We start from the raw sequence: 12,975 nt of genomic DNA on the forward strand, positions 1-12,975 counted from the left end.
AGGCTGTTATGAAAAACATAAAAATACTTTTAACAATTATGCTCACAGTAATCTTAATGCTTACTGGCTGCAGCTCAGGCAAAGACACTTCCAAGGAGGAATTTAAACCTGTGGCTAAAAAAGACTATCTGTCTGTATCTTTTATAAATGTGGGAAAGGGTGATGCCTTTCTTATTTCAACCCCTGATGGAAAAAACTATATGATAGACACAGGAAAAAAGGACAAATATCCCGTTATCAAGCAGCTTCTACAGGAAAAAGGCATAAATAAATTAGATGGAATATTGCTAAGCCACGGACATAAGGATCATATAGGAGGCGTTCAGTATTTATTAGAAGACATGAAGGTTGATTCTATATATGTATCTGAACTGGATACTGTCTCCTACAAAAAAGCCAATTTAGAAGATCTAGCTTCTAAATATAACAGTACTTTAAAAAAGGTAAAGGCAGGAGATGAGATTATTCTTTCTGAAAGTGAAATTCCTGTAAAAGCTGAAGTATTAGGCCCTATAAGCTTAGACTCAACAGAAGCTAACAATAACAGTATGGTGCTTAAAATAACTTACGGAGATAATTCCTTTTTAATGATGGGAGATGCTCAGTTTTTAGAGGAAATGGATATATTCAAATCTGGTACAGCCTTAGATGCAGATGTGTTGAAAACAGGACATCACGGAAAGGATGACGCCTCTTCTCAGGGATTTTTAAGTGCAGTTAATCCTAAATATGCAATATTAACAGGTAATAAAGAAGAAGACTCAAATTCCCTTTCAAATAAAATCATTGGAAGGCTCCAAGCCATGAAAACAGAAATTTTTGTTTCAGAGGGAGACTTTCTTGCAGTAGATTTCATTTGCGACGGAAAAACCATAACCCCTGTTAAATTTTCAAAAATTCAAGCAAAGTAAGGAGAATTAAAATGGGCAGTTATAACAAACAGATGGAAGATTTATTAAATATGATAGTAAAACGTCCCCAAGGGATAGATATATTAATAAGCTTTGCGGTTACTTTTCTGCTGGCAGCTATTATGACTGCTGCCTATAAGCATTCACATTCAAAAATTTATTACAGCAAAAAGTTTTCCATAACCCTAGTGATGATAGCATTTATTTCTACTGTGTTTATGGATTTAATCCAATCCAACTTGGCGCTTTCACTGGGAATGCTGGGTTCCTTATCTATAGTAAGATTTCGAACTAATATTAAGGATCCAAGAGATATGGGCTTCATCTTTTGGAGCATGGCAATAGGTATTGCATCTGCTACCGGGTCCTATCTTATAGGCATTGCAGGTTCCCTTGCCATGGCGGTGTTTATGATTTTAACCAGCAGAAAGGATTTAGAAACCGAAAAGCCTATGCTGGTGGTTATAAGAGGAAGCAGAGCAGATTTAGACCTTCTTCAGCAGATTATCGACCATGTGGATGAAAACAATCATATAAGAGCAAAAAATGTTATGGATGACTCCTTCGAACTGGTATATGAAGCGATACTTCCGGAAAGAAAGGATAATTTTATCATAAGAAGAATGTTTTCACTTGAGGGAATAGACAGCGTCAATATACTGGCTCAAAACGAAGCTGCATAAAAGCACTTAATAGGTTATCCTCATAATCCTTACAACTGAATATCAGAGTTATCATTGGAAAAGCAGAACCTTAAACAGATGACAATATATTTAACAACTAATCTGCAATTAGATTATCTACTAATCAGACGGCTTTAAAAAGAATCGAGGTACTCGTCATGTATAAGGTAATAGTAATGGAAACAAAGAGCAAGTACTGCCTTGGTATTACCGATGATGGAAGCGTTGTTAAGGTAAAAAAGAAGAAAGGGCTCGCCATAGGCGATAAAATTTACGTGTTAGAGGAAGACTTATATGAGAAAAAAACTAAACCCCTTTTATTCTTTAACAGTACTTATAAGTTAAATGCTTTAGCTTTGGTACTTGTCATGATAATCGGTATTTCCGGCTGGCTGTACTTTCCCAGACATAAAGTATATGCCACAATATCACTGGATTCTCAAGGCAAAATTCAGGTTGAACTAGATAAAAACAAAAAAATTGTGTCAGTTCACTTAAATAATAATGATATCTCACCCAAGGAGCTGGAAGATTTACAAGGAAAAGAACTTAATGATGCTATTCGTAAACTTGTAGCTTTAATAGCACCGGAAAATCACACAAAAATCTCAGCGGCTATCGCCCTTCCTAAGGAGGATGAAAACTACAGAAGCTATATAGAAGCAGTTTTACACTCCTATCTTGCAGGCTCTTATATACTGGATGAAGATGACAGCGAAATAGACAGTGCTGAAATATACTATAACATATAAATATTATCAAAATAAAATCATAGATAACTAAGCTTCATCTCAGTTATCTATGATTTTTATTTGTATTAGTAGTTTGCAGCCTTTATTTATTTTTCAGCTTTTTCTGAGAAGCTTCCTTGCAGAAAATAAAGTAAGCTCCTTTTGCAGGAGAAACATCCTCCTCAATAATAGTAAATTCAGTTATTTCACTATCTAAGTATTTTATAAAGTCTCTCTTAATAACCGGTATCTTAGTGAGGATACCGCCTCGGATTGCAATTTTTACATTATCAGGACTGCCCATTCTCTTATAAACCTTAATAGTCAGATCCGCTAAATCCCTGCTGGCTTTCCTCAATAGCGAAACTGCTCTTTTATCATTTTTATCCGCTGCTTTAACAATAGTAGGAACTAGAGCAGAAATGCTGCTTTTATTTGCTGTATGAACATAATCTATAACGTCAGAGATGCTTTCTATATTTAATGCTCTCATAATTTCCCTGCTTAGGTAGGAAGGAGCCGCACCGGCATCCTTTTCTGCTATTATTTGTTTAAATGCATTTATAGCAATATGATAGCCGCTGCCTCTATCGCTTATAAGATTCCCCCAGCCTCCTGCTCTTATGTATTCATTGTTATGGATTCCAAAGGAAATAGAACCTGTACCTGCAATGGTTAATATCCCTTCTTCTCCTTTTAATAACGCATTAAAAGCTAAATCCGCATCACTTATAACCGTTACTGAAGCAGGAAATCTGATTTCTAAATATTTTTGAATAACTTCTTTATTATTTCCTGTATAAGCCCCGGCAAGGCCTGCATAAATATGTACACAATTGCTCGGCCTGAGGTTCTGCATACACTGAAGGATTGCAATTTCTATATTTTTTAGTCCTTCCTCTTTATTTATTACAATATTACCGAAGCCGGAAATCCCGTGGGTTATTTCCTCACCTTCCAAGGTGTAGGCAATGGCTTCAGTCGCTGAACCTCCGCCATCCACACCTATAATATATTTAACCTCAGCAAGTTCCTTTATCTTTTTATCTACCTTCTGCTTGCTTTGAAACACATCAAAATAATTGTTTATATAGTTTTCTACTTCATCAATAAGCTTATATTTTATTTCTTCTTCATAGTACCCCTTATAATGAAGCCTTTTTGTTCTTGAAGTAAGAAAATCGTCTATATGATTAGACAAGCTTATATTTTCATCCTTGGACTTTAGCTCATATAGTATAACGCTGGAGTCTACGTAATAAAGCACAGGTCTTCCATTCACTTTATAAATCATATTCATATCTATAAGCTGTCTGAAAGCCCTTACCACATTTGACCTCACCATTCCTAGCTTATCTGCAATTTCAGCAGCAGATACACCTTTAATTTCTCCATGAACTAATTGTTTACGACATTCTTCTTTGAGCACGTCATAAACCTTATCATATACCATAAACTATCACCTTATTAAAATCAGTATTTATTTTCGTGTTTCAAAAAAATTCGGAAGATATTCCTTATGAGCCTCTAAAAGCTCATCTAAAACTATATTTCCATATCTTTGGGAAGCTACTAAAGGATTAATTATCATAGCAAGAAGCGCTTTATTGTAATCTCCTGTAACCGCCGCCTCGCAGGCTGCAACCTCAAAGGATTTAATCTGCTGAACCAATCCTTTTACCGCTTTAGGCAGTTTGCCTATGGTTATTGGAATAGGCCCTTCCTTTGTTATTACAGCGCTGACTTCTGCTACTTCATCAGGATCTAAATCTGAAAGTGCCCCTCTGTTTACAGTATTAACTACCTGGATATCTCCTTTATCGTTATAAATAGAAGATATTAAACTGCAGGCTGCATCACTGTAATAAGCGCCTCCTCTTTTTTCCAGAAGCTTTGGCTTTTCCTTTAATTCAGTGTCCTTATACATTTCGAAAAGCTCTTCTTCCATTTCTTTTACTTTTTCTGCTCGGGTACCGTTTTCCTCATACTTCTTAACTGCTTCTTCTAAGGTTTCCTTTGCCATAAAGTAATATCTCTGATAAGGGGAAGGAATTACTCCAAGTTCCTTTACAAAGGCATTGTTCCATTCTGTTCCAGTTATATTATTCATACTTTGTTTTCCCCATTTACTTAGAACTTGAGATGTAACATCTTCTCCATCTAAAAATACAGAGGTAGCAAACACCATATGATTTAGTCCTCCAAAGGTTACCTTTACCTTGCTCTTATCTGCATTTAATATATTTGCAATAGCTGTATGCATATCAATAGGTACATTGCATAAGCCAATAACTCTCTTTATGCTGCTATATCTGTTCACAGCCTCAGTAACCATACCTGCAGGATTAGTAAAGTTAATAAGCCATGCGTTAGGACATAACTCTTCCATATCTTTGCATATATCTAAAATCACCGGTATAGTTCTAAGTCCTTTAAACAGACCTCCTGCACCATTAGTTTCTTGTCCAAGAAGTCCATGGCTTAATGGGATTCTCTCATCCTTAACCCTGGCATCCAGAAGACCTACTCTCATCTGAGTAGTAACAAAATCAGCACCCTTTAAAGCTTCTCTCCTATTAAGGGTTAAAAATATCTTAATAGGTACTCCTGCTTTTTCTACCATTCTCTTAGCCAGATTACCCACTATTTCAAGCTTTTCTTTTCCCGCTTCACAATCTACAAGCCAAAGTTCTTCTATTGGAAGTTCATGGTACCTTTTAATAAATCCTTCTACAAGCTCAGGGGTATAACTGGATCCCCCTCCTATGGTTACAATTTTTAATGACATTTATATCTTCACCTCCGAAATATTTATATGATTTCCTCATATTCGTTGATATAGTTGTATACAGCTCCAATCATTCCTGCATTATTCTTTAAGCTGCAGGCTTCTATAGAGGTATATCCTTTTAAATGAGGATATATTTTCAGGGCTTCTTTTTCAATATCCTCAATAAGCCTGCTTTGAGAGCTTACTCCCCCTCCTATAAGAAGCTTTTCAGGATCCATACATATACATAAACCTCCTATAAGCAGAGAAATTTTATTAATCCATTCCTTATAGACCTTATTAATTATTTCGTTCTCCAGGTTGTTAAATATATACTCTCCATCTATTTCTTTATCTAATATTTTTCTTACCCTTTTTACGAGAGTGCCGGTAGCTGTAGCAGGCTCATAGCTTTCTCCTTCAGAGGATTTATTTTTAAGAACATATACAAGTCCAAACTCTCCTGCCTTAAAACTTTTTCCTCGAAGAAGCCTTCCTTCTGTAACTATTGCTCCTCCTATACCGGTGCCTAAAGTAACCATTATGAAATCCTTAACTCCTTTGCCTGAGCCCATCCAAAGCTCAGCCAAAGCTGCGCAATTGGCATCATTTTCTATGGATATGTTATAACCTGTTCTTTTCTTAAGTTCACCCTTTAAATTAAAGGTTGTAAAATTCTTACCTACGCTGAAATCTGTGTTTTCTCCGGTAGCAGGATCTATAAAGCCTCCGATGCTTAAGGTTACTCCTTCGAATTCTTCAGTGCTTTCTATATTTTTTATAATATTTATAAGCTGCTTTAAAAACCTTTCAGGCTCCTTTTCAGTAGCTTCCTTACCGGTAAATTTCTGTTCTCCCTTTTTTGAGAACAGTCCATATTTAATAAAGGTTCCTCCAATGTCTAGGGCTAAAATATTATCCATTTCATAATTCCTTTCCGGAAATAATTTATTAAGTATATACAGCTTAGCTATTTTATAACTAAGCTGTATATTTTAAAGTTATTTCTTTTCGTCCACGTAATATATTTCTCCGTCTTTAATGAGCTTGCTTAATACCTGATTCATAGTTCCGAAATAATAGTAACTCTCTTGTATTTCTCCAGCCTTACCATCTGCAAGACTTAAAGAAGGATCATATATTCTGAAAGGAGCAGACTTTTCAATTACAGGCATAAATACGCTTATATCATTAAGAAGGGTCATTAATTCTTCTGTTAATTTCTTAGTTTCTTTCTCATCCTTAGATGCAAATAACTGTCTAAGCATCTGAGTAACATTGTATTCCTTACCGCTGGTAGGTGCTTTAACGATTCTGTCCTGTCCCGGTTCTATTTTAGGGAATCCTACTCTTGTAGAGGTTAATATATTATTAAAGGCTTCCCAAGGATGAGCATAGGTTCCTGCTGCCCCTAAGAAAGTGCTTCCTATCATAGCATCAGGGCTGCTTAAATAGCTCCATATAGTACCGCCTTCCATAGGCTTAAAGTTCACTTTGAAACCAAATTCTGAAAGCATACTAGCCATAGCCTCAGAAGTCATCATTAAGGATGGCCAAGAGTTTATTGTTGCAATTTCAATAGGTACTTCTTCTCCCTTTTCGTTGGTCCATATTCCAGCATTATTCTTTTTCCAGCCAATAGACTCTAAAAGCTTAGCTGCTTTATCTGTATCATATTTATAATCAGGAAGAGTATCTATAAAACCTTCGTTAGTATAATTTTTAATCAATGAAGGCATTAATCCGGAGTTTCTTGTATCGCTTAAGAAACTTCCCGGTTCAGCAATATTTACCAAGGTTTCTCTGTTTGTAGCCATGGTTATAGCTTTTCTAACTTCAGGAATGTTGACAGGATATTTTGCGGTATTAAAAACAAAACCTATCTGTGATAATTCTGGGATGTATATCTTTCTCATAGTGTCTTTATATCTTGAATCTACCTGTTTAGAAGTATCTGGGCTCAATCCACCGTTTTCCATGGTATACTGCTGTTCAAGTATGGAAGTTGAGAAAGCCTCGGCACTTCCAGGTCTCAGACCTCTTACGGTTTCTATCTTAACATCTATTCTGTAGTGAGGATTTTTCTTAAAGGTTACCTCAGAGGTAGTTACTCCGCTTATAACATATGGACCGGAAGCTATAACCTTTGTTGGGTCTGGCTTGTATGCTAATAAATCGTTATTTATCTCTGTAAGCTTGGCTTGTCCTTCAGGAGTATAATCATATGTATTGGTATTTGATTTTAAAACCCTTTGGGTATCCGCAATAACCTTATATTGTGCTGCCCATTTGCCGAACTCCTTAGCGGGAGACATGATAGGCAAAGCAAAAGCTAATTTTAATGCTAGCGGGCTTTCATTAACAAAGGTAATTCTAACAGTAAGATCATCTATCTTTTCTATTTTCTCTGCAAAGGTCCATATAGCACTCTTACCTACGTTAACATAGTAGTTTGTCATAATGTCTTCTGAGGTAAGCGGACTTCCATCACTCCATTTAAGATCCTTTTTAAGCTTCATAGTTAGAACTTTTCCCTCTTGCTTATAGCTTTCTAAAAGAGATTCTTTATAAGTGTTGCTTGGGAAAGGTGAGAAATCTGCAAGATAATCATATACAAGAGGCTGAACTGACCAATCCAGACCTGCCACATCATAAGGATTACCATTAAAAGCCGGCGGTGATTGCACATTTATAAGTGTAGTTAAAACCTTATCGTTTTTAACCGGCTGCCCCTCAAGCTTAAGCTTAGTATTTTTTAATTCCGTGGTTCCTTCTTTTGAACCCTGTGTACAACCTGCTAAAACTGTAGTCATTAAACTTAAAGAAATAGCTCCGGCGATTAGCGATTTAATTTTTATTTTCATAGTTGTTACCTCCTTAATATCAGCTCAAATATTCCGTAATTATGCAATTATGCAGCAATCTTCTAAACCTTATAATATCTATATTGTCTCTGGTTGGATGAACTCTGTTTGTTAAAAGTATTACATACATCCCGGTTTCCTTATCCACCCATAGAGACGTTCCAGTAAAGCCTGTATGTCCAAAGGATCCCTCTGAGAATAAATCTCCAGAAGGGTGATTTATACTTTTCATAGTTTTTAAACTGAAGCCTAATCCTCGCTGCTCTTCAAGTTCCCTGGTATAATTATGAATACTCATACGAAAGGTATTTTTACCTATAAAGCTTTTTTCTTTTATCCCTCCTTCATTAGACAACATCTGTGCAAAAGTGTTCATGTCCTTTATATTAGAAAACACTCCTGCATTTCCGGAAATCCCTCCAAGGTATCTTGCATTTTCATCATGAACTACCCCTTTTAAATAAAGATTTTTATCTTTAAGGAATTCTGTGGAGGCTATATTCACTGACTTGGGGTTATATCCGGTACTTTTCATATTTAAAGGTTCAAATACATACTTTGAACTTAAACCTGCTAAATCCTGACTGCCTATAATCTCCAGAATTTTACCCAAAAGAATATATCCCAGACAGCTGTAAACCACCTTTTCCCCGGGAACATATTCTAAGGGATGCTTCAATATGCTATCTGCAGCTCCCTCCGGTGAGGAAGCTGTAGAGTATATAGGCATTACAGCTGAAAGTCCTGCTGTGTGAGTCATAAGGTTATGTATGGTTATCTGTTTTTTATCTTCAGGTACATTTGTAAAATACAGTTCTAAGGTATCTCCTAAGGTCATAAGGCCTTCTTCTATAAATCGTAAAGCTACCATGGTAGTGGACATTATCTTCGTTAATGAAGCCATATCAAACAAAGTTTCTTCCGTCACAAAATCTTTTTCTGGATATAAGCTTTTATAACCTATACAGTTTCTGTATAATTCTTCTGTGGAGTTTCCTATGGAAAGTATACCTCCTGGGAATACCCCACACTTTTGTGCTTCTTCAAAAATTTTCTCAGTTTTTATAAACCTTTTAGTCAATTTTTACAGTCCTTCTTTTATTATTCTCTTTTGTATTGGGTCTATATCAAAGGTTTCCGCATATTTTTTCCTAGCTTCAATTCCCCTTGCAGCTTTTAAATGAGAATAATACTCCTTGTATTTGTATGAGCTGCTGTTTAATGCAAACCAGTGATGATTTATAGCTTCTGACCAAAGTTTAAAACCTTCGTCGGAAATAAGTGAATATACATAAGGTTTGAAATCTGTTGGATCCTCCCAATTTTCTGCATAGTATGGACCTGCCGCAAAATGAGCGGGATTTTCTCTTTCCAATGCAGGAAGACCAGCAAAAAACTGAGCATCATTTACAATTCTGTGGGTTAAAGCATGGTCCTTGTGCATGCTGTTTTTCCAGTGAGTTATTAAAACATTAGGCTTATATTTTCTGATTAAATCAGCTACCTGAAGCCTTACTTCTTTATTATCAGGAAGTTCACCATCCAGGTGCTCTAAAACTACAGCTTCCCCTCCAAGCATTTCTGCAAATTTCTCCGCTTCCTGTATTTTCTGCACTCTATATTCTTTATCTGTCATTGTAGGAGGGTTACCTCTTTCTCCTGCAGTTAATGCTACAGTAATTATCTTATGACCCTGAAGAGCCATTGTAGCAAGTGTTCCTCCTGCTGTTAATTCCATATCCCCTACATGGCCTCCTATAGCCATAACAATTCTTTTATCTGCCATTTTACTTAAACTCCTTTCTCATTATTGCCCAGCTTCTTACAATTTTGAAGCCTGCAGATTCATATATATTTCTCGCCGGATTATTATCTCCGGTAAATAAGGTCATATATTCTGCTCCTGCGTCCTTTAGGCCTTTACACAGCGCAGAGAAAAGTACCTTTCCTGCTCCGTGCTTTCTGTATTCAGAGTGTATTCCTATCCCTGCAAAGTATCCTCTTTTGCTTTCCTGAACCGTTAAAGGACCTGTAAAGCCGCATATTTTCCCTTTGTGCTCTACAATAAGTACAGGATTTGCACTGTCACCTTTTTCAACATTACTCATTACAGCTTCTTCCCACAAAGGATTATCTAAATCCCTAAATAGTTCTTCAAAACCGTAATGCTTGCTTTTATCGTAATAGGTTATATGTATATCCTTTTCATGTAAAGCCTTTTCCCTTTCCGCTATATCACTGCTGTATTCAAAACCATCTAGAAGCCTGTAGTAGGAATTTTGATTTACTACATCCTTAAAACGCATATTTTTAAAGAAAATATATGACGGAGAGCTTAAGTCAAGTCCCGGAGCATTAGGATGATCCTGGTCTGCCGTTCCAGGTACAATCCACTCAAGATTTATAGGATTAAAAAAGGTGATTTCCATCTTTTTAATACTCTCTACACTTTTAAAGCGCTCTTCAAGCTTATTAACAAGCTCTGATCCTATGCCTCTTCTTAAGTATTCCTCCTTCACTAAGACGAAGGTTATATATCCTGTATCACCTTCATTTTTATAGCAGCCATTAATAAATCCTACTATTTTTTCATTTTCCTTATAAACATAATTAATTTTAGTCAATGAACTTTCGTCGCTGACAAATTTATTTATAAAAGCTTCCTTGTTAAACTTTTTATGGAGAAATCTATTATTATGCCTTTCTTCATTCCAAAGATTTAAAACTTCCTGAAAATCAGATTCCTGCATCTTATAAATGTTCATTGCTTTCCCCCCTCATTTTCTTTATTTAACTTTTCTCTGCTGCTTATTTTTTCAAAATACCTTAAAAGTATTTTAGGAACTATCCATACTCCTATTACTATTAATAAGTTAAAAATAATAATCATGAGATATACAACATTTGCTTCTACTATATCTCTAGCTGCAAAAAATGATATTAAGCTTATTATGAGAAGTGCTCCTGACATAGCTCCAATTATATTTAAATACTTTGTTATTACCCTTATATCTAGTCCTCTTTGCTTGTTATCTCCAGAACCTTTTCTGCGTGATGACATGCAACTCTTCCCCCTTTGAATTCCCTTAATACAGGCTCCTCCTGGATACATCTGTCATCGAAATATGGGCACCTAGGATGAAATTTACATCCGGTAGGCAAGTCCAACAAGCTTGGCATATCCAGGGATCTTAAAGGAAGCTTCTTTATAAATTCGCTTCTAAGCTTTGGATTAGCTTCAGGAACAGCACTGATTAAAGCGTGAAAATATGGGTGTTTAGGACTTTCTATAGCCTCTCTGATTTGGTTAGTTTCTATCATTCTTCCAAGGTACATAACCACTATCCTCCCATGGGAAGCTATATATCTTGCAGTTCCTAAATCATGGGTTATATATATAAAACTGATTTTATACTTTTCATTCATCTTAGTCATAAGATTCAAAAGCGATATCCTTAAGGATACATCTACCATTGAAACAGGCTCGTCAGCTACAATGAGCTTAGGCTTCATAGAAAGAGCTCTTGCCAGCAATATTCTCTGCCTCTGCCCTCCGCTAAGCTGATGAGGATATTTTTCTAAAAACTGATCTGCAGGAGTAAGTCCTACCTCCTCAAAATATTCTGTTAGTATATTCACTGCTTCAACATTATTTTTTGCCAGCTTATGCTGAAATAAAGGAAGAGATAAAGATTGAAAAATAGTCTTGTTAGGATTTAAGGCTGCATAAGAATCCTGATGCACCATTTGAACTCCAAGCCTATACTCTCTAAATTCCTTTTTGTTCAGACTTTTAATATTTTTACCTTTAAAAAGAAGTTCTCCCTCAGTAGGCTCATGAACTCCTGCTATTATCTTACCTAAGGTTGTTTTGCCGCATCCGCTCTCTCCTACTACAGCAATTATTTCTCCTTCTTTTATATCAAGATTTACACCTACAAGGGCTCCGATTTTTTCCTTGCCCCTGCCTTTAAAATCCATGCTTATATCTTTTAGTTCCATTAAACTCATAGTTCTTTCACCTTCTCCCATGAATAGCATCTCGTAAACTGACTATCTTTCGAATTATACATAACATCCGTCTTTTCTTTTATTCCCTCACACTTACCAGCCTGTGCTATAGGACATCTTGGAGTAAATCTGCACATATGAGGAAGATTCAGCATATTAGGAGGATACCCAGGTATAGCTCTTCTTTTAGACATATCATCTCTTAAGGATGGTATAGCATGCATTAATCCATAGGTATAAGGATGGGTAGGATCAAAAAACAAGCTTTCTACATCCCCATATTCAACTAACTGTCCTGCATACATTACTGCTAACCTGTTTACAACGGAACCTATTATTGATACATCATGGGTAAGAAATATCATGGTGATATTTGTTTTATCATGTATCTTCCTTAAAATGTCAATTATGTACCATTGCGTAATAACATCCAATGCAGTAGTGGGCTCATCAAGTATCAGCAAATCCGGTTCTAAAAGAAGGCTTAGAGCTATTATGGTTCTCTGCTTCATTCCACCGCTGAGCTGATGAGGGTAACTTTCTAAAACTCTTTCTTCTAAACGCACACTTTTCATTAATTCTTTAGCTTTTTCCATTATTTCAGCATCAGATAAACTGTTGTCGTGTGCCCATGCAGTTTCTAAAAAATGCTCTTTGATTTTTAAAGATGGATTCAGTACATTTTGCGCAGCCTGAAAAACCGTGGTAATATTTGTCCATCTGTATTTTGCATATTCCTTGCTGCTAAGCTTTAATAAATCAACCTTTTCTCCATCAGGGGTATGATATATTATTTCTCCCTGAGATACTTTACCTGGTGCTCTAACGGTTTTTAATATGCCTGATGCTAATGTGGATTTACCGCTTCCGCTTTCTCCTATTATTCCAACGATATCTCCTCTATATATAGTCATTGATAAATCATCAACAGCTCTTAATGCTTTATCATTTACTTTAAAATCTACAGAAAGATTTTTTATTTCTAAAATCGGTTTCATTTTATAC

At 36.0% G+C, this 12,975-nt stretch carries 13 protein-coding genes; 3 read left to right on the forward strand and 10 right to left on the reverse strand.

Features of this window, described 5'->3' with window-relative positions:
• The first annotated feature begins 8 nt into the window (after positions 1-8).
• The 3 genes from TA89_RS13180 to TA89_RS13190 all read left to right on the forward strand — a co-directional run bounded on the left by TA89_RS13180 (position 9) and on the right by TA89_RS13190 (position 2,346).
• The gene (locus tag TA89_RS13180) at positions 9-911 is read left to right on the forward strand and encodes a ComEC/Rec2 family competence protein (protein ID WP_040214013.1); all 903 of its coding nucleotides are present in this window, start codon (positions 9-11) and stop codon (positions 909-911) included.
• A gap of 11 nt (positions 912-922) precedes the next feature.
• Positions 923-1,594 (forward strand): DUF4956 domain-containing protein, encoded by a 672-nt coding sequence (locus tag TA89_RS13185; RefSeq protein ID WP_242850145.1) that lies wholly within the window; start codon positions 923-925, stop codon positions 1,592-1,594.
• A 158-nt stretch (positions 1,595-1,752) separates the two neighbouring features.
• Positions 1,753-2,346: an anti-sigma factor domain-containing protein gene (locus TA89_RS13190; RefSeq protein WP_040214014.1), complete on the forward strand. Its 594-nt coding sequence runs from the start codon at positions 1,753-1,755 to the stop codon at positions 2,344-2,346.
• A gap of 82 nt (positions 2,347-2,428) precedes the next feature.
• Here TA89_RS13190 and TA89_RS13195 read toward each other — a convergent pair whose 3' ends face one another.
• From TA89_RS13195 to TA89_RS13240, 10 genes are all read right to left on the reverse strand, one after another.
• Positions 2,429-3,778 carry an N-acetylglucosamine kinase gene (locus TA89_RS13195; protein ID WP_052447503.1) on the reverse strand — a complete coding sequence of 450 codons (1,350 nt, stop codon included), beginning with the start codon at positions 3,776-3,778 and terminating at the stop codon, positions 2,429-2,431.
• 27 nt (positions 3,779-3,805) lie between these two features.
• Positions 3,806-5,113, reverse strand: coding sequence for a 6-phospho-beta-glucosidase (locus TA89_RS13200; RefSeq protein ID WP_040214015.1), 1,308 nt, complete (start codon positions 5,111-5,113; stop codon positions 3,806-3,808).
• Between the two features lie 23 nt (positions 5,114-5,136).
• On the reverse strand, positions 5,137-6,018 hold the full coding sequence (locus tag TA89_RS13205) for an ROK family protein (RefSeq protein ID WP_040214017.1): 882 nt from the start codon (positions 6,016-6,018) through the stop codon (positions 5,137-5,139).
• A gap of 78 nt (positions 6,019-6,096) precedes the next feature.
• Positions 6,097-7,959, reverse strand: a complete 1,863-nt coding sequence (locus TA89_RS13210; RefSeq protein WP_040214018.1) for an ABC transporter substrate-binding protein — start codon at positions 7,957-7,959, stop codon at positions 6,097-6,099.
• A gap of 19 nt (positions 7,960-7,978) precedes the next feature.
• Positions 7,979-9,040: a serine hydrolase domain-containing protein gene (locus TA89_RS13215; RefSeq protein ID WP_040214020.1), complete on the reverse strand. Its 1,062-nt coding sequence runs from the start codon at positions 9,038-9,040 to the stop codon at positions 7,979-7,981.
• A 3-nt stretch (positions 9,041-9,043) separates the two neighbouring features.
• On the reverse strand, positions 9,044-9,745 hold the full coding sequence (locus TA89_RS13220; RefSeq protein ID WP_040214021.1) for a PIG-L deacetylase family protein: 702 nt from the start codon (positions 9,743-9,745) through the stop codon (positions 9,044-9,046).
• A 1-nt stretch (position 9,746) separates the two neighbouring features.
• Positions 9,747-10,724, reverse strand: a complete 978-nt coding sequence (locus TA89_RS13225; RefSeq protein ID WP_040214023.1) for a GNAT family N-acetyltransferase — start codon at positions 10,722-10,724, stop codon at positions 9,747-9,749.
• Positions 10,721-11,020, reverse strand: coding sequence for a hypothetical protein (locus TA89_RS13230; protein ID WP_040214024.1), 300 nt, complete (start codon positions 11,018-11,020; stop codon positions 10,721-10,723). The genes TA89_RS13225 and TA89_RS13230 overlap by 4 nt, the downstream gene beginning before the upstream one ends.
• Entirely contained in the window at positions 10,972-11,970 is a 999-nt protein-coding gene (locus TA89_RS13235; protein WP_040214025.1) for an ABC transporter ATP-binding protein, read from the reverse strand. The genes TA89_RS13230 and TA89_RS13235 overlap by 49 nt, the downstream gene beginning before the upstream one ends.
• Positions 11,967-12,968, reverse strand: a complete 1,002-nt coding sequence (locus TA89_RS13240; RefSeq protein WP_040214026.1) for an ABC transporter ATP-binding protein — start codon at positions 12,966-12,968, stop codon at positions 11,967-11,969. The genes TA89_RS13235 and TA89_RS13240 overlap by 4 nt, the downstream gene beginning before the upstream one ends.
• Positions 12,969-12,975 lie beyond the last annotated feature (7 nt).

It is taken from the genome of Clostridium polynesiense (assembly GCF_000820705.1).
In the GTDB taxonomy this organism is placed as follows: Bacteria; Bacillota; Clostridia; order Clostridiales; family Clostridiaceae; genus Clostridium_AA; species Clostridium_AA polynesiense.

What these genes read in the sequence shown, in the direction of transcription:
- TA89_RS13180 (WP_040214013.1), top strand. Translation starts at nt 9, where the DNA reads ATGAAAAACATAAAAATACTTTTAACAATTATGCTCACAGTAATCTTA.
- TA89_RS13185 (WP_242850145.1), top strand. Translation starts at nt 923, where the DNA reads ATGGGCAGTTATAACAAACAGATGGAAGATTTATTAAATATGATAGTA.
- TA89_RS13190 (WP_040214014.1), top strand. Translation starts at nt 1,753, where the DNA reads ATGTATAAGGTAATAGTAATGGAAACAAAGAGCAAGTACTGCCTTGGT.
- TA89_RS13195 (WP_052447503.1), bottom strand. Translation starts at nt 3,778, where the DNA reads ATGGTATATGATAAGGTTTATGACGTGCTCAAAGAAGAATGTCGTAAA.
- TA89_RS13200 (WP_040214015.1), bottom strand. Translation starts at nt 5,113, where the DNA reads ATGTCATTAAAAATTGTAACCATAGGAGGGGGATCCAGTTATACCCCT.
- TA89_RS13205 (WP_040214017.1), bottom strand. Translation starts at nt 6,018, where the DNA reads ATGGATAATATTTTAGCCCTAGACATTGGAGGAACCTTTATTAAATAT.
- TA89_RS13210 (WP_040214018.1), bottom strand. Translation starts at nt 7,959, where the DNA reads ATGAAAATAAAAATTAAATCGCTAATCGCCGGAGCTATTTCTTTAAGT.
- TA89_RS13220 (WP_040214021.1), bottom strand. Translation starts at nt 9,745, where the DNA reads ATGGCAGATAAAAGAATTGTTATGGCTATAGGAGGCCATGTAGGGGAT.
- TA89_RS13225 (WP_040214023.1), bottom strand. Translation starts at nt 10,724, where the DNA reads ATGAACATTTATAAGATGCAGGAATCTGATTTTCAGGAAGTTTTAAAT.
- TA89_RS13230 (WP_040214024.1), bottom strand. Translation starts at nt 11,020, where the DNA reads ATGTCATCACGCAGAAAAGGTTCTGGAGATAACAAGCAAAGAGGACTA.
- TA89_RS13235 (WP_040214025.1), bottom strand. Translation starts at nt 11,970, where the DNA reads ATGAGTTTAATGGAACTAAAAGATATAAGCATGGATTTTAAAGGCAGG.
- TA89_RS13240 (WP_040214026.1), bottom strand. Translation starts at nt 12,968, where the DNA reads ATGAAACCGATTTTAGAAATAAAAAATCTTTCTGTAGATTTTAAAGTA.